Consider the following 20,471-nt stretch of genomic DNA (forward strand, 5'->3'; position numbering starts at 1 on the left):
ACTTTCTTATTTTATGATCTATCCTATTTATTTTCCAGCAGGTCGCGGATCACCTCTCCGGCGATCAAAAGCCCCGCCACACTTGGAACAAAGGAAATGCTGCCCGGCACAGGCCGTTCCGTATTCCCCTTTCTCTCTCCATTATCAAACAGGGACTTCGCTGGCTTTTCCTTTGAATAAAGGACCTTCACCTTACGGATTCCCCGTTTCCGCAATTCCACCCTCATGACTTTTGCAAGAGGGCAGACGCTGGTCTTGGCAATATCCGTAATCTCAAACTTGGAAGCATCCATCTTATTTCCTGTACCCATGCAGGAAATGATAGGTGTCCGGCACTCCTTTGCCTTCTCGATCAGCAGAAGCTTCGAGGTCACCGTGTCAATGGCATCCACCACATAGTCGAAAGCCCCCAGGTCAAACATCCCTGCCGTATCCTCATTATAAAAAGTCTCATAGGTATTTACCAGAATATTCTCATCAATATCCCGGATCCTCTCTTTTGCCACCATGACCTTGCTCTTTCCCACGGTGGAACGCAGGGCATAAAGCTGGCGGTTAATATTGGTAACGGAAAAACTGTCATTATCCACAAGCGTCAGGCTGGCTACACCGCACCTGGCAAGCGCCTCCACTGTATAAGAGCCTACGCCTCCAATGCCAAATACGGCAATCTTTGCTTTGCTCAAGCGGTCCACTCCATCATGTCCCAGCATAATTCCCATTCTGGAAAACGCATCCTGCATATCCTAAGTCCTCCTATTAAGTGTTCCTATTATATCATGTCCGTTCCCCAAATGTACAGGGTTTCATAGTTTATTTAGAATTACACATAATTTTTATTTTTTTCCAAATACTAATCTTACGACAAGAAAGGAGTGGCAGCTTATGTGGCAGCAGATTTTTCTGGCAGTAGTTGGATTCTGCAGCGGCGTCATCGTAGCCGGAGGTGTGGTAGGCCTTCTGATCGGACTCTCTATTGTACCACGCTATGCAGGAAACACGCACACCGGCAAACATATTTTATTATATGAAGACATCACCCTTTTGGGAATAGTTCTTGGAAACCTGTTTTTCCTCTATCAGTGGCCAATCCCTGGAGGAGCGCTTTTTCTGGCAGTCAGTGGACTCTTCTTTGGCATCTTTCTGGGCGGCTGGATCATGGCTTTAGCGGAAATGGCTGACGTATTTCCCATTTTCTCCCGACGTATTAAATTCAGCGAAGGAATGCCAAAGGCTGTTATGGCAATAGCCCTGGGAAAAACCATCGGCTCTCTCATATACTACTATCTCAGTTGGCTTCCCTGATGGATTTCTTTCTTTATAAAAGGTGCGCAGGAATTTCCTTTTCCTGCAATCCTGTTTTCCTGCCGGAAGCCCCGGCTTCTTCCGGGCATTTAAGCGGACACTGTTCAAGGTCTCCCCTGTACCATTTCCGGTAATCTCCGGGCGCGCATCCCATCTCCTTTTTAAAGGTTTCCGAATAGTAGCTGGAACCGTTAAATCCATGCTTCAATGCTACCTCCGCCATGCTTCCCGTTTTTTGCAGAAGATCGTCCATGCTGCGCTCAATCCTGCATTTCTGCAGATATTCAAAAGGAGTAAGGCCCATATGCTTCTTAAAGAATCGGCAATATTCGCCGCTGCTGACACTGCTCTTTTCTGCCAGGCAGCTTAAGGTCAGCTTTTCATTATAATGTGCATTCAGATAATCCACCATACCTGTAAGCTTTTCCCTTTCCCGGAGAACTGCTTTTTTACAGGAAGGTGAAAGCTGGATAAATTTTTTATACAGACTTCCCCACGCTGTAAGAAGCCAGCTTTTCAGGTCGAGCTCATAGGCAGCATCCTGAACTCTGACCGTTTCAGCAGCAGCCTGGATCGCCTGGATCAAAATATCTTCATCCCCGTCGCCCTCCGGTGAGGGGACAAATTTATATGCAGCAAATGATAAATCCTGCTCCACGGCAGTCACATATTTTTCCCGCAATTGCGCAGGGAAACCTCCTCCCAGATATTCAGCCGTAGCTTCTAAGAGGTAAATCTCCAGATCTGCCTCCCCGCTTTTTATAAAACGGTAGATATGTCCTTTATTGATAAAAAGGGCTTCCCCATCGGAAATACTTTCCACATTTTGATCAACCTGACATTCAAGCTTCCCATCCGCCACGCAGAGAAAAGTCATGGCACCTGTGCTGCGGCAAGCCATGTGACCCACTTCCTGCCGCTCCAGCTTCATATGCCATATTTTAATGTCCTTTTCTTCGCCATCGGTCAGAAGTTCCACCCTGCGTCCTACAAAATAATTCCCCATGCGGTTTCCCTCTCTTTTGCATTTTTTCTGTTGCCCGCCATACGGCACTCGCAACTATTCTTCACTATAATAATGGAAAATTTCAAAAAAAGAAAGTATATTCCCGGATTTTTTTCGCACACTATAGGGAAAAGCCGGTAAAACGCTGTCTGTTTTTGGAAGGCGCTGCCGGGGAAAGGACGGTTTTCATGGAAAATACAAAGCAAAAGGAAAAGCAGAAAAAATACGAACAGTATGTAAAGGAAGTCACTCCTACCCACAGTCTGCCGCTGAACATGCTGAAGGCTTTTTTTACCGGAGGGATCATCTGTGTCATCGGTCAGGCCATCCTTAATTTTGCAAAGAGCCAGGGGCTTGATGCAGACATGTCAGGAACCTGGTGCTCTGTCACACTGGTACTTCTTTCCGTGGTTCTTACAGGTCTTAATATTTATCCCAAAATCGGTAAATTCGGCGGTGCCGGAAGTCTGGTGCCCATTACCGGCTTTGCCAATTCCGTGGCTGCGCCTGCCATTGAATATAAGGCGGAAGGCCAGGTTTTCGGCATCGGCTGCAAAATCTTCACCATTGCAGGACCTGTGATCCTATATGGAATCATGAGCTCCTGGGCACTTGGACTAATCTACTATCTTCTGAAAATCATGGGGGTGATGGCATGAATCAGGCAAACACACAGCAGCTCACAGGCTGCGCAAGCATTACATTTGCGCAGCCTGTTTACATCAAAAGCTGCGCTTCTATTGTAGGCAAAAAGGAGGGGGAAGGCCCTCTCGGAAAGGAATTTGATATGATCTGCGAGGATCCCATGTTCGGAGCAGATACCTGGGAGGCCGCAGAAAGCACCATGCAAAAGGAAGCCGCATCCCTTGCTCTGGGAAAAGCAGGGTTGTCCCCCTCTGATATCCGAATGGTTTTTGCAGGCGATCTGCTGGCTCAGACGACTGCTTCTTCCTTTGGAATTGCCGGGATGGGTATTCCCTTTTATGGATTGTTCGGGGCATGCTCAACCATGGGGGAATCATTGTCTCTTGGCTCCATGGCAATTGCAGCGGGGTATGGCGACCATATACTATGCGCCACTTCCAGCCACTTTGCAAGCGCGGAAAAAGAATTCCGTTTTCCCCTGGGCTACGGTAACCAGCGCCCCCTGTCTGCTACCTGGACCGTCACAGGAAGCGGCGCCTGTGTGATCGGAAGCACCCCTCCTGCAGAAGAAATCCCTGAAAAAACAGCTCCTCTTCTGGACGGGAGAGGCTGTGTAAAAATCACAGGAATCACCACCGGAAAACTGGTTGATTACGGCTTTAAGGATTCTTTTAATATGGGAGGCTGCATGGCTCCTGCTGCCTGCGACACCATTTACCGGAACCTCTGTGATTTTGACAGAAAGCCCTCTGATTATGACAGGATCTTTACCGGAGATCTTGGCGCAGTGGGACGGCGGATCCTTATGGATCTTCTTTATGAAAAAGGTATTGATATTGAAAAGCAGCACCAGGATTGCGGTCTTTTGATCTTTGACGGGGAAACGCAGGATACCCACGCCGGAGGAAGCGGATGCGGATGTGCAGCCTCTGTTCTGGCGGCCCACATCCTGCCAAGAATTGCCGCAGGAGAATGGAAGCGCGTGCTTTTTGTTCCCACCGGAGCGCTGCTTTCCAAAACCAGCTTTAACGAAGGCGATTCCATTCCGGGAATTGCGCATGCTGTCGTGCTGGAGCATATGGAGGTATGATATGGATTATATAAACGCATTCTGGGTCGGCGGTCTGATCTGTGCCCTGGTTCAGATTTTACTGGATAAAACAAAACTGATGCCCGGACGTGTCATGGTTCTTCTGGTCTGCACAGGTACGCTTCTCGGCGCTTTGGGGATATACCAGCCCCTGATCGACTATGCCGGAGCCGGGGCCAGCGTTCCATTGCTGGGATTTGGAAACACCTTGTGGAAAGGAATGAAGGAGGCAATTGACAGCGACGGCTTTATCGGACTTTTTACAGGAGGCTTTACCGCCTGTGCTGCAGGCGTGTCTGCCGCTCTGATATTTTCTTATATTGCAAGCTGGATCTTTAAGCCGAAAATGAAGCAATAATGCCCGTTACACCATTTAGAAAGGATGTGGAACTATGAGCGACACCCTGCATATCCAGTTAGAGGAAAATGTAGAGGTACATCATCCTCACATATATCTCCAGGACATTGCCAAGCTTTCCTGCAATAATCCCAAGGTATTGAACCGCGTTCGGGTAATGCCTGTCACCAATCTGAATCCGGATAAACCGGGACGATATGTGATGTCTGTTATGGACCTTGTAAAAGAGATCCAGCAGAAGGAGCCAAACCTGGATATCAATACCATAGGGGAACCTGATTTTATCATCACCTACCAGAAGGAGCCCATGCCTAATCTGGTCTGGCGGTGGTGCAAGGTAATCTTTGTCTGCCTGGCAACCTTTTTTGGAGCGGCTTTTTCTATCATGACCTTTAACAATGACGTGGATGTCCCGGCGCTGTTTCGGCAGATCTACCTGCAGGTCACAGGACAGACCTCAAATAATTTCACCATTTTGGAGATTTCTTACTCTGTAGGGATCGGCCTGGGCGTTCTGTTCTTTTTCAATCATTTTGGCCGCCTGAAGCTGACCGATGATCCTACTCCCATGCAGGTGCAGATGCGGCTTTACGAAAATGATGTCAACACCACTATCATAGAAGATGCCGACCGCCTTATGGAAAATCAGGAGCAGAATAATAATTGATATGCTGTCCTACTTGCTTTTCTATTCAAACTATGCTATACTCTCCTTCGTTGCAAAGCCCACTACACGCAGCCTGCCACTGGCAGCCAGCTTTGTATGCTAAAGCAAAAAATAAGGTCTTTTCGGGCTTGCCGCCGATTCCCGGCGTTAAATGAATCGAGTGTTCGAGACCTTCCACTCGTAAAACAAAACTAAAGGAGACAAATGAATATGAAAAACAAAAGTACCCTGTTCCTTGTGCAGGCGGCTCTGATCGGGGCTGTCTATGTAGTGCTGACTCTGGTGTTCGCGCCGTTTAGCTACGGCGAAGTGCAGGTGCGCGTCTCAGAGGCGCTGACCATACTGCCCTACTTTACGCCAGCGGCTGTTCCCGGACTGTTTGTAGGATGTATCATTGCAAATATTCTGGGCGGCGGCATTCCGGTGGATATTATCTTCGGAAGCATTGCCACACTTATTGGTGCGGTATTCACCTACCAGCTCCGTAACTCCAGCAAATGGCTGGCACCTGTTCCGCCAATCGTGGCAAACGCGGTGATCGTGCCATTCGTGCTGTATTACGGCTACGGCGTGAACCTTCCGATCCCTCTTATGATGCTCACAGTAGGAGCAGGAGAGGTCGTATCCTGCGGAGTCTTCGGAATGATCCTTCTCACTGCCCTGTCCAAATACAAGGATACGATTTTCGGCAGACAGGTGTCTGCCAGATAAATGACTGGTATACGTAAAAAAGTGCTGTTCCGCAACGAATCTGTTATGGAACAGCACTTCTCTATTTTTCCAAAAACTCTACTCCATATGCTTCCAGTCTTCCATCGGACATCTCTCCGGTAACCAGAGACCTTCCGGCATATGAAGTCTGCACCTCATGATCGTTATAATTCAGCAGAATCGTACAGTTCTCCCGGCGGATTACCTCCACACCGGAGGGAACATCCGGCAGAATGATACCTGCATCCGCAGAAATATGGCGTACCAGCGCTTTCAGAGCGTCCTCATCCAGATCGCATCCCACATAATATACCTTTCCTCTTCCAAAGGAGTTTACTGTAATTGCTGCCTTTCCTTTAAAATAGCGGTCTGCATAGGTACACAGGGTCTCCGCTGTCATCGGTTCTATCACATCGCACCACTGGCTTGCCGTGCCGGATACCAGACCTGTAATGTGCGTCTGCTTACGCAGGGCATCAAACTCCTCCACCCGGATTCCCGCCAGCTCCCGGAAGGCGCATGGAAGCGTTGTTGTATAGAGATTGTTATAAGTATCCCTGGTTCCGCTTCGAAATGTCGTAACAAGGACTCCTCCTTTTTTTACATATTCCGTCACCTTCTCCATTTCCTCAGGCTTCACAATATTATAGCCAGGCATATAAACAACCTTATAATCCTCATAGCGGCCAAAGGATACTGCCGTATTCACATTTAGCTCTGTGTTTGCTTTGTAATACGCATACAGCAGATTCCGGTAATCAAAATTCCTGGTGTGACGGCGGATCTCATGTCCCCATATATTGTCATAATCCTTCACGATCAATGCGTCATAGCAATTCCGTACACCCGCAATGTATGGCTCCAGTTTTCTTAATTCCTGTCCTGTTCTCTGTATTTCGTAATACCGCCTGCGAGGAATTCCGTCATGGTCCAGGATTCCATACCAATACTGTTCCATTCCGTAATGCAGTGCTTTAAAACGGAAGTAGATTATCCCTTCCCCACCGTGCGCCAGCGCCTGATAGGTCCACAGACGAAGCTGGCCCGGCTCCGGTGTTGCTCCCAGGACATCCCAGCCGCAGGGGCCGGATTCCTGTTCTGTCACTATAAAATTCTTATTTTTCAAGCCCCGCATATTTTCATGAGCCATAGAGACATAGGAATACTCGGAATCCCCCCACTGGTTATCCGGATAATTGTCCCACGATACAAAATCCAGCTTCTCTGCCAGCTTATAATAATCAAGATCAGAGAAATGTCCCATAAAGTTATGCGTCACCGGCTTATCGGTATAGGAACGGATGATATCCGCCTGCATATTCTGGTATTCTACCCAGGAATCCGACGCAAAACGGCGGTATTCCAGATCCAATGACGGATTGTGCGACCAGCTCTGGGCATTTTCCGGCTCACAAGAGTTATAAACCGGAAGAATCACGTCATCAAACGACTCATACTGCAGGCTCCAGAACACAGTTCCCCAAATCTTGTTCAAATTCTCAATGGTTCCGTATTTTTCCGAAAGCCACTTCCCGAATTTTCTTCTACAGTTTTCGCAGTAACAGCGTGTGGAATTATGACAGCCAAATTCGTTGTCAATCTGCCACGCGATCACATTTGGATTATCCCTGTAATGCTTCACCATGGCTTCCACGATATTCCTGCTTGCTCTCACATAATCCGGACTGTTGGCACAGGCTTCCCGCCTGGATCCCCAGTTTTCCTTCCGTCCGTAACGGTCCCGCTGCAGAATATCATACCGGTTTGCCAGCCACTTAGGCGGTCCGGCAGTAGGACTACAGAGAATCACCTGTATTCCTTCCTCTGCCAGAACCTCGATCGCTTCATCCAGAAAAGAAAAATCAAACTTCCCTTCTTCCGGCTCCATCAAGCCCCAGGCAAAATCACCGGTCCGAATAACGTTAAAACCAGCCTCCCGCATCAGTCTGGCGTGCTCCGCCCACTGGCTTTTCTCCCAATGCTCCGGATAATAACAAGCACCAAAGATCATCCGGACTTCCTCCTTTTATTCTCCAAAAACAATGTCTCTCATTTTCCATATCCTGTCCCAATGCTGATAATCACTGACCTGCACCATGAACAGGAACACCTTCTGCTTGTTTCTGTCCACTGTAAAATAAGGTCCGGTCCATCCATCCCAGCCAAATTCCCCAGGGCACTCTGTGCTGAAGCTTTCTCCGCGCCCCAGATTTACCCGCATGAGATTTCCGTATCCATACCCCTTCATATGTGCAAAGGATATTGTCCCAAGCAGCTCTGTGGGCAGCATATTCCGTGAAAAGGCCTCTACTGTCTCCTCCGACAGAATCCTTTTTCCCTTCCACACGCCGCCTGCTGCCAGCATACACGCAAAATGTGAATAGTCCTCTATGGTAGACACCAGTCCTGCTCCACCCGACTGAAAAGCCGGAGGCTCCAGGCACATAGTCAGCCCCAAATGCCGTTTCCTGTCAATCCCGCATGCTCCCGGACCGGTCCGCTTGTATAGCTGCGCAAAACGTCCTTGCTTTTCCTCCGGAACATAAAATGCCGTGTCCCTCATCTCCAGCGGTTCAAAAATTTCCTCCAGGAAAAACTCCGCCAGTGACTTTCCTGACACCTCCTGGATAACGCCGCCCAGAACATCTGCAGACAGCCCATAGCGCCACTGTGTCCCCGGCTGTGCGCAAAGAGGCACGCCTGCAATCTTTCCCAGCACCTCCCTGGTGCTGAATCCACGGCCAGCCCGGATTGCGTTTTCGATATCTTCGAACTGTTCCTCCATCCGCCTTCCGGCCTCATCTGCATCAGGATAAACAAGACCGGATGTCATAGACAGCAGATCTTCTATGAGAATGGATCGTTTCGCCGGGACGACATGTGTTCCCTCAAGCACCTGCATGTGGGCGAACTCCGGAAGATACTTCTCCACCGGCATGGAAAAGTCCAGCAGCCCTCTCTCCTTTAGGATCCAGGCTGCAGCCGCAGTTACAGGCTTTGTCATGGAATAGATGCGGCAGACGGAATCTCTGCCCATAGGAATGCCCCGCTCCCGGTCAGCCATACCGTATGCGTCATAAAAAATTTCCTGACCCTTCTCATAAACCGCAGCCTGCACACCTACGGAATAGCCTTCCTCCACATCAGCCCGCAGCTCCTGCTTAAGCGCTCTTTTCTTATCTTCTGTCATGTTCCTCATTCTCCTCCAGGACCGCTCCATTGCTGTCTATCACCTGTCTGTACCAGAAAAAGCTCTTTTTCTTTGTTCTGGCAAGGGTTTTCCGATCCACATACACAAGCCCGAATTGATTTTCATAACCTGTATTCCACTCAAAATCATCCATCAGCGTCCACACAAAATATCCCGCAAGGGGTACGCCCTCTTCCACGGCCTCTGCAGCCTTCTGCAGATGGGTATGGACATAGTCGATGCGCGCGTCATCCTGCACTTGTCCGTTCCGGTCAGGGTGCTCCTGATAGCTGGCTCCGTTTTCCGTGATGTAGATTTTAGGAGGATGGTAGTCATTATGGACACGTACCAGTATCTTTTTCAATCCCTCCGGGATTACCGGCATCTGATAATGAGTCATAGGATTTCCGCCGGAAAAACCAGTCCGGAATCCAATGGGCCACACAGACAGATCCGATACGGTATAATCAATATTGTAATAATTGATTCCCAGAAAATCCACAGGCTGCCGGATCAGCTCCATATCACCGGGACAAATCTCAGGCAATACAACCTGCTGTCTGCCATACCATTCCCACATGTCTTCAGGATAACTTCCCACAAAAAGCGGCTCCAAAAACCAACGGTTCGCATAGCCATCGTGGCGCACCGCTGCCTCCAGATTCTCCGGCGTGTCTGTCAGAGCTTCCTTTGGACTTAAGTTCAGGGTAACCCCGATCTCGCCGTCAAGCCCCATAGAACGGAAAAGGCGCACTGCCATCCCGTGTGCCAGAAGCTGCACGTGGGAAGCTGTCAGGGCAGCGGAAAAATCCCGCAGGCCCGGTGCCATTTTCCCTGTATAATTCCCTACAAACGCAACCACCCACGGCTCATTTAAAGTGATCCAATGACGCACCCGACCGCCGAAACGCTCAAACAGCACGCCGCAGTAATCGCAAAAATACTCCGCTGTTTTCCTGTTTGTCCATCCGCCCTCGTCCTGGAGCTTCTGCGGCAGATCCCAGTGATAGAGTGTGACATACGGCTCGATCCCTGCCTCCAGAAGACCATCGATCAGCTCCTCATAATAGCGCAGCCCATCCTCCGACACCTGCCCATAGCCACCCGGAAAGATCCTCGGCCAGGCAATGGAAAAACGGTATGCTTTTACTCCAAGCTCTTTCAAAAGCCGGACATCCTCTTCTGCCCGGTGATAGGAATCACATGCAATATCTCCATGGTCATCATGCAGAACCCTGCCGGGGATGTGGGAAAAACGGTCCCAAATGCTCTCTCCTCTCCCGCCGTCTTTTACGCCGCCTTCAATCTGATAGGAGGCTGTGGTAACGCCCCAGACAAAGCTATCACAAAATTTTTTCGTATTCATATAAGCCCTCCACTGCCAGTCATATCCTGTTGTTACAGATCCATTACCTCCTGGTCATACGCTTCAATGGTAAAAGTATGAACGCCTTTCTGCGTCCTGACACTTGTTGTCTGTGTCTCGCCGGAATTGTTTATCACCACAAGTCTGCCGATTTCCGGATAATATGTACATTCCGTATGCAGATTATCCGTAAGATACATTCCGTCCAAAGCCTGTCCCCCCGTATAAAGAAGGAGGTTCAAAAGCATCCTCGTGTTTTCCAGATTATAGGAAAATCCGCCCATATAAACGCCACAGCCCTTTCCAAAGCTGTGCAGAGTCAGATCCGGCTGCCCGTCATGCGCCAGCAGAACCCTGGTGGCGCTGTCTGTCAGAAAGCGGTTTTCCCTCTCAGGAACAAAGCTTCCCTCCGGCAAAAGTCCCGGGATTTCTTCTGTCTCAAATCCCCACCTTCCATGGCACACCTTTGCTCCCGTATCCTCGTCAACTCCAAGCACCGGGGCCATACGGAAATAAGAATCGTATCCCTCCACTGCAGACGGCTCATTGATGCCAATAAAGGTTCCCCCTTCATAAACCCATCGATACAGCATGGAAACCATCTCATCGTCTTTCCAGGAGTCTCCGCCGCTCCATGCGCTTCCCGCACGGCCTGCATTGATCACAATGTCATATTTTTCCAGCCCGCCTGCCTTTACATCCTCAAAGCTGATGAAATCCACGTCCACCGGAAGCCCTGACAATGCCTCATTCACATGGATCAGGTCGTGCATATAAGTTTCATGGAAATGACCGGATAAGGTCCAGGAGCGCAGTCTGCCCCAGTAATGAAGCACTGCCACCTTGGGACGGATCGCGTAAGGATGTCCGGATCTGTGGTATTCCTGTATCATGCGGAACTCATCGGAAATTTTCTCAATATAATCCTGGAAGTCCGGAAAATCTTCTGTCAGATGCAGATATCCGCCAAGACCGATCCTCTGGATCGGCTCCCTAAGAAGCGCTCTGCGCACATTGTTCCAGTATTTTTTTGCGTCCAGGGTGGGATTGCCGCCCTCCATAAAGGTAGGCGCTCCGCCTAAGCCCACCGGGAATAAATACGGATGCAGACGGATTTCATGGGTTTCCACAGGTACGCCTGCACAGAGACGCACCTCATAGCCTGAAAATACGCATTTGATCAGGCCATCAAAACCAAACTCCCGGAATCGTTCCTTGTACGGCTCCAGTCCTACCCAACTGTCGTCATAAAATACGTAAGCCTTTTTGCCGTACTGATGTGTAATATCAATAAGCTTTCTGCCGAATCCCACCACAAAACGATTGATAAAATCCATCCAATCCAGCTTTGCCTTTGTAGCAGGCATATGGGTCACCTGGCGGTTTCCCTGGTTGACAAAATCCTCAGCAGTCATGGAATATCCGTATTCCTCCGCAAAATCATCCAGTGCTTTTTCGCTCACTGTAAAGTCATAGGAACCCCAGTCAGTAAACAGATTACGGTTTCTCTCGCTGGCTCCCCAGATCCACACGAAATTGTAAAACAGGGAGGTAAAGCGCACAACCGTTGTATCGGGATGTGTCCGGCACCAGTTTTCCATCCAGCCAAGCAGATACTCCTGAGTCTCGGGATAGCGTGGATCGATCTGCATCAGATGCTCCTTGTCCCAGTTATTTGTGGTATGGTTGTACATGGAAATCTCTTCCCAGATACGGTAGGCAAGAAAGCTTACCGTATAGGTGTGAAACGCAGTGATTCCAGCTATTTTTACAGTCTCCCTTTCAGTGTCGTAAACCCATTTATCCCTGGGGACCTCCTCATTTACTGTACGGTCATAGACCTGCCAGTATTTCATGGCAGCCTCCGAGGCATTCACAGCAAACTGCTCACGGAAAAATTCCTCCATGATGGAAATTTCCAGGGTGTCCCCTGCTGCAAGCTTCGGACTTGTCATAAGGAATGTCTGCTGGAGCTTATCCGGATTTTCCTTCGCCCATGCATTGTGGTCGCGGATGATACAAATAGTAGAATAAATACCGTAGCCTGCATTCAGGATCTCATCCGACAGTACGGTTCCGTCGCTGTCACGGATCACGTCAGCCCCCCATTTTTCCGCCATTTTTAATGTCAGCTCTTCATAACCAGCTTCTCCCGGAAGCGTAAAGCCGCCCTTTAACTTACTCATATCTTTCCTCCTCAATGTAACAACCTATGCACGGCCGCAGATTTCTTCAATCCTTCGAATCTCCTCTTCTGTAAATTCTGTATTTTCCACAATGGAGATATTTTCAAGGATCTGCTCCGGTCTGGATGCTCCGATCAGAACAGAGCATACCTCATCATCCTTTAAGATCCAGGACAATGCCATCTGAGCCAGGGATTGTCCGCGCTCCTTCGCCAAGGCATTCAGACTCTCGATCTGACTCAGACGCTCCGGCGTCAGGGCATCCGCTTTAAGGAAGCGGTGATCTCTGGCGATACGGCTATCCTCCGGGATTCCGTGCAGATACTTGTCCGTCAGGAGGCCCTGAGCCAACGGACTGAAGGCGATAATGCCCATACCGATCTCCTTGCAGCATTTTTTCACCCCATCCTCCTCGATGGTGCGGTCAAAGATGGAATATCTTCTCTGATTAATGATCAGCGGACAATGAAGCTCCTTCATGATAGCTGCGGCTTTTCTTGTATACTCCTCATTGTAATTGGAAATTCCTGCATAAAGGGCTTTTCCGCTTCTTACGATTGAGGCAAGCGCCTCCATGGTTTCCTCCAGAGGTGTCTCCGGGTCCATACGATGGTGATAAAAAATATCTACATATTCAAGCCCAAGGCGCTTCAAACTCTGGTCCACACTAGCAGTCAGATATTTTTTACTGCCCCAGTCACCGTAGGGTCCCGGCCACATATCGTAACCGGCTTTTGATGTGATCACAAGCTCATCACGGTATGGTCTGAAGTCTTCCCGCAGGATCCGTCCCGCGTTTTCTTCCGCACTTCCGTATACGGGGCCGTAGTTGTTTGCAAGATCAAACTGGGTGATCCCCACATCAAAAGCGGTGCGGCACATGGCTTTCATTGTGTCATAATTGTCTTTGCTTCCAAAATTGTGCCAGAAACCCAGGGATACGGCCGGGAATTTCAGGCCGCTCTTTCCCACACGGTTATATACCATTCTTTCATAACGCTTATCGCTTGCTACATATACATCTGCCATTTTGTGTTCTCCTTTTTCTACTTATACACAACTATCCCCTTCTTGCTGATTTCCCTCCGCTCCAGCTTCTCAAAAGCATCCAGAATTTCATCAAAAGCAAAATAATCTGAAATATAATCCTTCAGATCAATGATTCCCGAACGGATCCAGGAAAGTACCTGGTTTGTGGCCTCTCCCTCTTCCACCTTGCTTGGGAACTGCTGGAACTGAAGCTGCCAGTTATACGGTGCTTTTGACCAGTCAAGCTCCATGCTGCACTGGGGTGCGATTCCATAACAGCACATCTTTCCGCCGTCACACACATATTCCATGGACTGATTAATCAGCGGCAGCATTCCCACCGCGTCCAGCACAAACTGCACGCCATCCGGACAGATTCTGCGGATTTCTGTCTTCGGATCACAGCTTTTGCTGTTAAAGGCATAATCCGCGCCTTTTTCCAGCGCTTCACCGATTTTCTCATCCTTCACGTCAAATGCAAGAATAGGATGTACTCCGAGAATACTCATAAATCGGATAAAAGTCAAGCCCACAGGTCCGCATCCGAAAACAGCCACGCTGTTATTCGCCTGGATCCCAAAACGTTTGATGGAACTCAACACCTCTCTTAAGGTCACGATCATCGCTGCGTCCACAGGATCTACATAATCGGGCAGTACAGTCTGTGCGTAAGCACATTCCGGGGCCTTTCCATCTCCGAAGGCTTTCACATCATTTACCACTGCATATTCGCTGTAAGCACCCCACGCACTTCCAAGTTCCCCATACAGCTTCTCGTCAGCATCCACAAAAGGAAGCAGCACCTTGTCGCCTACCTTATATCCGGTAACCTCTGCGCCGATCTCCACAACCTCTCCCACCGCTTCGTGTCCCAGCATCAACGGATACTGGTCCATCTCCACGCCTTTAAAGGTCCTGTGGATCAGCTTTGCGTCTGTCCCATTGCAGATACCGCAGCTTATTGTTTTTACAAGCGCCTGTTTTTCATTATAGGATGGCTTCGGGATCTCACAAACCTCCAGGGAACCATCCTTATTTACAACCAATGTTTTCATCCTATTACGCCTCCAATCTCTCAGACCGGAAATCCTGCAGCCGCCATACGTTTTGCCACATAACGCATGCTTTCCAGATACTCCTCTTCTGTTCCCAAATGTTCAATATAAACAGGCATATCCGGATCGATCTCCAGCATTTTTTCCACATAATATTCCAGATTCAGAGCGCCCTTTCCACATGCCACCTCCTGTACCTGGAAGGTAAATTCTTTTTTCAGCTTTACATCCTTCAAATGACAGCTCTTGATACGGCTTCCCAGTTTTTCCGCCACCTCATCTATGAACCGCTCCGGTGCAAAATACCGTTCATAGCTGCACATCCAGTTTGCAATATCCATATGTACGGCAAAACGCTCCCTGTTTACATCCATCAAAAGCCTTTCGTATTGCTCTGGTCCCGCAGGCACCATCCACGGCATAGGCTCTATGGTATAATACGTATTCACGGGCTTTGCAGTATCAATAATGTACTGAATGGATTTCACGATCCTCTCGTAAAATTCCCTGCTGAAATTCTGCGCATAAGCGCCGTCCCACTGCTCTCCCGCCGCTCCGGTCACATTCACGCAGCATCCGGCTTTCGTATAATCTGCCAGCCGAAGCTGCTCCACGCACCGTTCCAGCGATGCCTCTCTCACCTTTCGGTCATCAGCTAAAGGACTGCACCATGCCCCTACTTCCCCGATCACCCAGTTTTCTTCCCGCGCGATCCGTACATATTCATCAATCCGGTTCACATCTGCACGATAGTCTGTGGGAAATACCACGCAGGTACAGCCAAACCGTTTTATCTTTTCCCTCCATTCCTCCGGAGAGGAATGTGAAATTTCCGCTGATATCCCAAGTCTCATCAAAGCCACCGCCTTTCGTCATGCAAATACCGGAACCAATGCCTCATACACTTTATCGAACTGCATCCTGCGCTCCCGGTAAACTTCATAATTCGATGTTTCCGGCTCCACTCGCTGCTGAACCCGGATAAATTTTTCAATAGCAGAAAAATCCTTATAGATTCCGCTTCCTACTCCCGCGATCACAGCCGCGCCCATGGAGTTGGCTTCTTCCAGATACTCCGGAACAAGCACCCTTGTGCTAAAAATATCCGCGATCCCTCTCTGCCACTGACTGCTTCTGGCAGCGCCGCCGATCAGAAGTATTTCCTCTATGGGTGTCTGCTCCTTTAGAATGTCAAAGCAGATTCCCAGATTCATCACGATTCCTTCCATCACGCTTCGCAGCATCTGCTCCCTGGTGGTGGTAGCTGTCATTCCAAAGAAAACGCCCTTAGCATCCGGGTTCCACCGCGGTGCCCGCTCTCCCAGAAGATAAGGCAAAAACAGTACCCCGCCTGCTCCCGGCTGGCAGGATGCGATCTTCTCATTGATCACATCATAAGGGGAGCACCCTCTTTCCTGCGCTGTACGCATTTCCTCCAGACAAATGGTGTCCTTCATCCACTTATAGGAACCGCCTGCATACTGCATGGTCCCGTTAGGAGAATACATCCCCGGCACAGCATGAGCCCAGCAGACAATTCTCCGTTTCTCATCCAGCACCGGCTTCTCAGAGGTACCTGCAACCCAGGCAGAGGTTCCCATACAACAATATGCCTTTCCCGGCTCCACGCAGCCTGCGCCCACATTTGCCGCCACTCCGTCGCCTGCCCCTATGATAACCTTTGTATTGACTGACAGCCCGGTCTGATTTGCTGCCTCCTCAGTCACGTTTCCTGCACAATGGGTGGAATATACGATCTTGGGAAGCTTGTCAGGATCCACGCCCGCTGCCTCCACGATCTCCTCCGACCACTGCTGCCTTGCCAGATCAAAACAGTCCATGCTGTTTGCATCAGAACAGTCTGTAAAAAATTTCCCGGTCAGACGGAATACGATGTAATCCTTGGCATTGAGAAATTTATATGTATTTTCATAGATTTCCGGCTGGTTTTCCTTCACCCACATTGCCTTCTGGATGCCGTAGGAGGCTGTGTTGCGGTGCCCGTTGATCCGGTAAAAACGCTCATCTTCAATTTTTTTCGCCAAAGCAGCCGACTGCTTCTGCGCACGCTGGTCTGCCCAGATAATGGAACGGCGCAGGGGCTTTCCCTGCCGGTCTACAGGCAGGCAGCCCATCATCTGCCCGCTGAAGCTTACAGCTCTTACGTCCCCGGCATTTATCTGATACGCCGAGAGAAGCTCTTTCGTAGAGCCGCACACCGCATTCCACCAGTCGTTTGCATCCTGCTCCGCCCACAGAGGCTTATCGTAAAAAACCTCATACCCATAGGTGCGGCTTCCGATCAGCCGTCCATCCGTACTAAAGAGCGTTGCCTTATTGCCGGAGGTTCCCAGATCATGAGCTAAAATATACTCTGCCATCATTTTCCTCCCACACCGCTTTACGGTTCTAAATCAAGCTCCGCCATCGTTGCAGGCATCTCATGCTGTGTGTTTACTTTTGTCTCATCCGTTACCAGGTCAAAACAGCTTGCCACAATCTTTCCCTGCCAGATGATGGGCTCGCCCGGCTGGTCCAGCTCTCCGTGAAAACCATCGCAGTCCGGAGACTGGGCGATCCTGCGGACATTGCGGTCCTTGTCAACCATTACAATGGCATTGTTGTTAAAGTCTGCAATATAGAGATTTCCGGTCGCCTCATCCATGATCATTCCGTCTGTGGATACCAGCTCATCAGGATTCCTTGCATAAACCTCTTTGTCAATCATGTCGCCGTTTTCGTCCAGACGGATCTTCCAAACCTCTCCGTCTCCGAAATTTCCCACATACATATTTCCCTTTGAATCAATCTCAATACCGTCAGCTCCGTACTGGCAGCGCGGATTGTTTGTCACAAAGGTGGTAAAGATATATTCATCTTCAAGTGTATTGGTAATGGCAATATCTCTTGCATCCAGCGGGAAGCGGTAAACACAGCTTACCAGATTGCCGGATTCATCCTTTACCTTTGTCAGATAGCTCTGGGTCACATACATATAGTTTTTGTAGATCCGCACACCGTTAGGATGCTCCATTCCATCAGCAACGGTATACCAGTCCTTTACCTTGCCTTCCTCGTCAAAGATCACCTTCAGCATACGTCCCTTCCATGCCAGCTCTTCTTTTCCGCTCCACGGCTGGTTATCACAGATAAACATGTTCCACTGGCTGTCAAAGGCAATTCCCATATTGCGGGCGATCCCAGTCTCAGGATGCACAGGCACGTCAAACCATTTACTGATGTTTTTTTCTTTGTCAATGCGGATCACGCAGCCGGACATGTTATCGTCAGCATAATTCGGGCAGGACACGATCAGATTCCCGTCCCTGTCAATTTCCATTCCATCCGGTGTGCACACATATTCCTCTGGCAATAATGCAAATAATCTGGATTCCTGCATAGCTTATCCCTCCATCTCAAACTGTTCACAAATTGTAATACTGTTGCTGGTTCCGATACGCTCAGCCCCTGCATCGATCATCTGTCTGCAGGCTGCCCAGTCACGAATGCCGCCTGCCGCCTTTACTTTTACATCATCTCCCACGGTTTCCTTCATAAGGCGCACATCCTCCACTGTTGCACCTCCAGTGCCAAATCCGGTACTTGTCTTGATAAAGTCAGGCTTTACTTCCTTTGCGATCTCTGCAGCACGTCTGATCTCCTCTTTTGTCAGATAACAGTTTTCAAAAATAACCTTTGACAGTACGTTATGCTTTCTGCAGATTCCCACAATCGTTTCCATCTCTTTGCGGATATAATCATCATGGCCCATTTTCAGCTCACCGATATTTAGTACATAATCGATTTCATCTGCACCATCCGCAATGGCTTTTTCTGTCTCAAAGGCTTTTGTCTCAATGGCAGTCTGCCCCAGCGGGAATGAAATGGCAGCGCCCACATGCACCTTAGTTCCTTCCAGCAGCTTTTTGCAGAGCTTCACAGGGCTGGAATTAATGGCAACCATGGCAAAGCCATTCTCCCTTGCTTCCCCGCACAGTTTTTCAAAATCTGCCTCTGTTGCAAATGCCTTCAGAAAGGTATGGTCCATCATACCTGCAAGCTGTTCCCTCGTAAGTTCTTTACTGTTCATTTCTGGCCTCCCTGGAATTTCTGTTTTTTGTCTCTTTCTTATAAGGAACTGTCATAATGACCTTTGTTCCCACATCTAACTCACTTTCAATGATAAGACTATAAGGCTCACCGTAAATCTCACGGATACGGTTTTTGACATTCGCCACCCCGATCTTTCTCATACCGCCCTTCTGGGTATGGTCAGGCTTCATCTGCTCCTCCAGAGTTTCCTTTGACATGCCGATCCCATCGTCCTCCACGATAAGCTTCAGCGTCTCGCCCTCACGGTAAACAGAAATCTTCAGCACGCACGTTTCCTCCTTGGGAGCAATACCATGGAAAATGGCATTCTCCACAGCAGGCTGAAGCATGACGTTGAGAATCTGACAATCCATCAGCTCCTCATCACAGTCTATCATATAGGTAAATTTCCCATCATATCTATATCTCTGCAGATACAGATAGTTTTCGATCGTTTTCAGTTCGCTTCGCACTGTATTGAAAACAGAATCCCTCACATCCAGCGTACTTTGCAGCAGGGAAATGAATGCGTTGGCAAAATCCGCAATCTGCGGGTTTCCGCTCATACGAGCCATATATACGATCGAGTTCATTGTATTGTAAATAAAATGCGGATTGATCTGCAGCATCAGATTTTCAATTTCCATACGCCGCAGTACCTTTTCATGCTCTACCGACTCGTGCATCAGCCCGCGGATATCCACGACCATCCGGTTGAACACGTCTGCCAGCATTTCCAGCTCATCGTTTGTGTGGATCTGTACAGTGACATCAAAGTTTCCGCCGCCTACGTCCATGGCAGCCTCACTTAGCTGGTTAATTGGCTCCACGACTTTCCTGATAGAATTCCGCAGCGTTACCAGGAGCACAGCAATAATAAAAACGAAGATCAAAAGCAGATAGCCGTATGCCACTACCGATTTCTCCATCAGTCTCGTTCCCGATATTTCCAGTGCCAGCATCCAGTTGTCCACCAGCTCCGTGGAAAAAATGACCACATCCCCGTTATTTAACTGGATCATCCCGTCTTCGCTTTTATCCGAAATCTCCTCATATCCATATTTTAGCTCTCCGTAGGTAATCAGCTCCTTTTGCTCCGAATCAAAAAGCGTGTACCCTTTCAGCATGGAGGTATCCACTCCCGCCATCTCCTGAAGCTCCGAAAAATTGATCTCCACCATCAGTTTTCCGATCTCCTCTGTAACCACGCCCACGGAATAATAGCTCATAATAAAGCTGACCACCTCCGTGGTATATCCGTTCGCACTTGGCTCCGCCAGATGAACCTTGCTGAAGCCCGAGCTTCTGCCTGATTCCAGGAATTCCTCATACCAATCGTTCTTCTCGGGATAAAACGGTCCTCTTACATCCCTGCTGGAAATGGTTCTTCCATCATTGGTATAGATATAGATTTCCGAAATTCCGTCAATAATATGGGAATACTTGGATAAAGTCCTCTGCGCATTCCGCTTGGAATAGAGATAATCTCCTGTGGACACCTCCGGCGTGTTGATCACCTTCTGTACCACATCATCATATATGATCTGCTGTGCCATATTGCTGGTCGTCACCTGAAGAGTACGTATCTGCGCAGCCGTTTTATCAAGCTGGTACCGCTGATTATTGATCTCCTGCTCCCGGTAATGGTTATAAGAGGTATAGAGGACGATCGCAAAAACCAGAAAAAAGGCTGCAAAAACAACAGCCAACACTGTCCATGTCAGCTTGGGCTGCAATTTTCCGTTTTTATCTCCTCTTCTTATCCTCATAT

At 49.0% G+C, this 20,471-nt stretch carries 19 protein-coding genes; 6 read left to right on the plus strand and 13 right to left on the minus strand.

Annotated elements, in window-relative coordinates; genetic code table 11:
• Positions 1-23: 23 nt before the first annotated feature.
• Entirely contained in the window at positions 24-743 is a 720-nt protein-coding gene (locus ACESZH_RS05870) for a ThiF family adenylyltransferase (protein ID WP_373213254.1), read from the minus strand.
• A 142-nt stretch (positions 744-885) separates the two neighbouring features.
• Here ACESZH_RS05870 and ACESZH_RS05875 point away from each other — a divergent pair, with 142 nt between their 5' ends.
• Positions 886-1,305, plus strand: coding sequence for a stage V sporulation protein AB (locus ACESZH_RS05875; RefSeq protein ID WP_373213252.1), 420 nt, complete (start codon positions 886-888; stop codon positions 1,303-1,305).
• Positions 1,306-1,318: 13 nt separating this feature from the next.
• On the opposite strand, the gene ACESZH_RS05880 is transcribed toward ACESZH_RS05875, so the two are convergent.
• A complete protein-coding gene (locus ACESZH_RS05880) occupies positions 1,319-2,311 on the minus strand; it encodes an AraC family transcriptional regulator (protein WP_373213249.1) in 993 nt (330 codons plus the stop codon).
• Positions 2,312-2,499: 188 nt separating this feature from the next.
• On the opposite strand from ACESZH_RS05880, the gene ACESZH_RS05885 reads away from it, so the two are divergent.
• The 5 genes from ACESZH_RS05885 to ACESZH_RS05905 all read left to right on the plus strand — a co-directional run bounded on the left by ACESZH_RS05885 (position 2,500) and on the right by ACESZH_RS05905 (position 5,782).
• Complete coding sequence (locus ACESZH_RS05885) at positions 2,500-2,970, plus strand: SpoVA/SpoVAEb family sporulation membrane protein (protein ID WP_373213246.1); 471 nt, start codon at positions 2,500-2,502, stop codon at positions 2,968-2,970.
• Positions 2,967-4,046, plus strand: coding sequence for a stage V sporulation protein AD (locus ACESZH_RS05890; RefSeq protein WP_373213243.1), 1,080 nt, complete (start codon positions 2,967-2,969; stop codon positions 4,044-4,046). Before ACESZH_RS05885 ends, ACESZH_RS05890 begins: the two co-directional genes overlap by 4 nt.
• A gap of 1 nt (position 4,047) precedes the next feature.
• A complete protein-coding gene (gene spoVAE, locus ACESZH_RS05895; protein WP_373213241.1) occupies positions 4,048-4,404 on the plus strand; it encodes a stage V sporulation protein AE in 357 nt (118 codons plus the stop codon).
• A 34-nt stretch (positions 4,405-4,438) separates the two neighbouring features.
• Positions 4,439-5,071, plus strand: coding sequence for a stage V sporulation protein AA (locus tag ACESZH_RS05900; RefSeq protein ID WP_373213240.1), 633 nt, complete (start codon positions 4,439-4,441; stop codon positions 5,069-5,071).
• Between the two features lie 210 nt (positions 5,072-5,281).
• Entirely contained in the window at positions 5,282-5,782 is a 501-nt protein-coding gene (locus ACESZH_RS05905) for a QueT transporter family protein (RefSeq protein WP_373213239.1), read from the plus strand.
• A 61-nt stretch (positions 5,783-5,843) separates the two neighbouring features.
• Here the strand turns inward: ACESZH_RS05905 and ACESZH_RS05910 are convergent, their stop codons facing one another.
• The 11 genes from ACESZH_RS05910 to ACESZH_RS05960 are packed head-to-tail and all read right to left on the minus strand — an operon-like array spanning position 5,844 to position 20,469.
• Positions 5,844-7,793, minus strand: a complete 1,950-nt coding sequence (locus tag ACESZH_RS05910; protein WP_373213237.1) for a beta-galactosidase — start codon at positions 7,791-7,793, stop codon at positions 5,844-5,846.
• 15 nt (positions 7,794-7,808) lie between these two features.
• A complete protein-coding gene (locus ACESZH_RS05915; protein ID WP_373213236.1) occupies positions 7,809-8,972 on the minus strand; it encodes a serine hydrolase domain-containing protein in 1,164 nt (387 codons plus the stop codon).
• Positions 8,959-10,338 carry a GH1 family beta-glucosidase gene (locus ACESZH_RS05920; protein WP_373213235.1) on the minus strand — a complete coding sequence of 460 codons (1,380 nt, stop codon included), beginning with the start codon at positions 10,336-10,338 and terminating at the stop codon, positions 8,959-8,961. Before ACESZH_RS05920 ends, ACESZH_RS05915 begins: the two co-directional genes overlap by 14 nt.
• Positions 10,339-10,370: 32 nt before the next feature.
• Complete coding sequence (gene gnpA, locus ACESZH_RS05925) at positions 10,371-12,524, minus strand: 1,3-beta-galactosyl-N-acetylhexosamine phosphorylase (RefSeq protein WP_373213232.1); 2,154 nt, start codon at positions 12,522-12,524, stop codon at positions 10,371-10,373.
• Between the two features lie 24 nt (positions 12,525-12,548).
• Positions 12,549-13,553: an aldo/keto reductase gene (locus ACESZH_RS05930; protein WP_373213230.1), complete on the minus strand. Its 1,005-nt coding sequence runs from the start codon at positions 13,551-13,553 to the stop codon at positions 12,549-12,551.
• 17 nt (positions 13,554-13,570) lie between these two features.
• Entirely contained in the window at positions 13,571-14,608 is a 1,038-nt protein-coding gene (locus ACESZH_RS05935) for a zinc-binding dehydrogenase (protein ID WP_373213228.1), read from the minus strand.
• 20 nt (positions 14,609-14,628) lie between these two features.
• Entirely contained in the window at positions 14,629-15,462 is an 834-nt protein-coding gene (locus ACESZH_RS05940) for a sugar phosphate isomerase/epimerase family protein (RefSeq protein ID WP_373213225.1), read from the minus strand.
• An 18-nt stretch (positions 15,463-15,480) separates the two neighbouring features.
• The gene (gene xylB / locus ACESZH_RS05945) at positions 15,481-16,989 is read right to left on the minus strand and encodes a xylulokinase (RefSeq protein ID WP_373213223.1); all 1,509 of its coding nucleotides are present in this window, start codon (positions 16,987-16,989) and stop codon (positions 15,481-15,483) included.
• Positions 16,990-17,009: 20 nt separating this feature from the next.
• Complete coding sequence (locus tag ACESZH_RS05950) at positions 17,010-18,008, minus strand: SMP-30/gluconolactonase/LRE family protein (protein ID WP_373213221.1); 999 nt, start codon at positions 18,006-18,008, stop codon at positions 17,010-17,012.
• 3 nt (positions 18,009-18,011) lie between these two features.
• Positions 18,012-18,698, minus strand: coding sequence for a deoxyribose-phosphate aldolase (gene deoC, locus ACESZH_RS05955; protein ID WP_373213219.1), 687 nt, complete (start codon positions 18,696-18,698; stop codon positions 18,012-18,014).
• Positions 18,688-20,469: a sensor histidine kinase gene (locus tag ACESZH_RS05960; protein WP_373213216.1), complete on the minus strand. Its 1,782-nt coding sequence runs from the start codon at positions 20,467-20,469 to the stop codon at positions 18,688-18,690. Before ACESZH_RS05960 ends, deoC begins: the two co-directional genes overlap by 11 nt.
• Positions 20,470-20,471: the final 2 nt, after the last annotated feature.

The organism is Ruminococcus sp. 5_1_39BFAA (genome assembly GCF_964240875.1).
Taxonomy (GTDB): domain Bacteria; phylum Bacillota; class Clostridia; order Lachnospirales; family Lachnospiraceae; genus Blautia_A.

What these genes read in the sequence shown, in the direction of transcription:
- ACESZH_RS05870 (WP_373213254.1), bottom strand. Translation starts at nt 743, where the DNA reads ATGCAGGATGCGTTTTCCAGAATGGGAATTATGCTGGGACATGATGGA.
- ACESZH_RS05875 (WP_373213252.1), top strand. Translation starts at nt 886, where the DNA reads ATGTGGCAGCAGATTTTTCTGGCAGTAGTTGGATTCTGCAGCGGCGTC.
- ACESZH_RS05880 (WP_373213249.1), bottom strand. Translation starts at nt 2,311, where the DNA reads ATGGGGAATTATTTTGTAGGACGCAGGGTGGAACTTCTGACCGATGGC.
- ACESZH_RS05885 (WP_373213246.1), top strand. Translation starts at nt 2,500, where the DNA reads ATGGAAAATACAAAGCAAAAGGAAAAGCAGAAAAAATACGAACAGTAT.
- ACESZH_RS05890 (WP_373213243.1), top strand. Translation starts at nt 2,967, where the DNA reads ATGAATCAGGCAAACACACAGCAGCTCACAGGCTGCGCAAGCATTACA.
- spoVAE (WP_373213241.1), top strand. Translation starts at nt 4,048, where the DNA reads ATGGATTATATAAACGCATTCTGGGTCGGCGGTCTGATCTGTGCCCTG.
- ACESZH_RS05900 (WP_373213240.1), top strand. Translation starts at nt 4,439, where the DNA reads ATGAGCGACACCCTGCATATCCAGTTAGAGGAAAATGTAGAGGTACAT.
- ACESZH_RS05905 (WP_373213239.1), top strand. Translation starts at nt 5,282, where the DNA reads ATGAAAAACAAAAGTACCCTGTTCCTTGTGCAGGCGGCTCTGATCGGG.
- ACESZH_RS05910 (WP_373213237.1), bottom strand. Translation starts at nt 7,793, where the DNA reads ATGATCTTTGGTGCTTGTTATTATCCGGAGCATTGGGAGAAAAGCCAG.
- ACESZH_RS05915 (WP_373213236.1), bottom strand. Translation starts at nt 8,972, where the DNA reads ATGACAGAAGATAAGAAAAGAGCGCTTAAGCAGGAGCTGCGGGCTGAT.
- ACESZH_RS05920 (WP_373213235.1), bottom strand. Translation starts at nt 10,338, where the DNA reads ATGAATACGAAAAAATTTTGTGATAGCTTTGTCTGGGGCGTTACCACA.
- gnpA (WP_373213232.1), bottom strand. Translation starts at nt 12,524, where the DNA reads ATGAGTAAGTTAAAGGGCGGCTTTACGCTTCCGGGAGAAGCTGGTTAT.
- ACESZH_RS05930 (WP_373213230.1), bottom strand. Translation starts at nt 13,553, where the DNA reads ATGGCAGATGTATATGTAGCAAGCGATAAGCGTTATGAAAGAATGGTA.
- ACESZH_RS05935 (WP_373213228.1), bottom strand. Translation starts at nt 14,608, where the DNA reads ATGAAAACATTGGTTGTAAATAAGGATGGTTCCCTGGAGGTTTGTGAG.
- ACESZH_RS05940 (WP_373213225.1), bottom strand. Translation starts at nt 15,462, where the DNA reads ATGAGACTTGGGATATCAGCGGAAATTTCACATTCCTCTCCGGAGGAA.
- xylB (WP_373213223.1), bottom strand. Translation starts at nt 16,989, where the DNA reads ATGGCAGAGTATATTTTAGCTCATGATCTGGGAACCTCCGGCAATAAG.
- ACESZH_RS05950 (WP_373213221.1), bottom strand. Translation starts at nt 18,008, where the DNA reads ATGCAGGAATCCAGATTATTTGCATTATTGCCAGAGGAATATGTGTGC.
- deoC (WP_373213219.1), bottom strand. Translation starts at nt 18,698, where the DNA reads ATGAACAGTAAAGAACTTACGAGGGAACAGCTTGCAGGTATGATGGAC.
- ACESZH_RS05960 (WP_373213216.1), bottom strand. Translation starts at nt 20,469, where the DNA reads ATGAGGATAAGAAGAGGAGATAAAAACGGAAAATTGCAGCCCAAGCTG.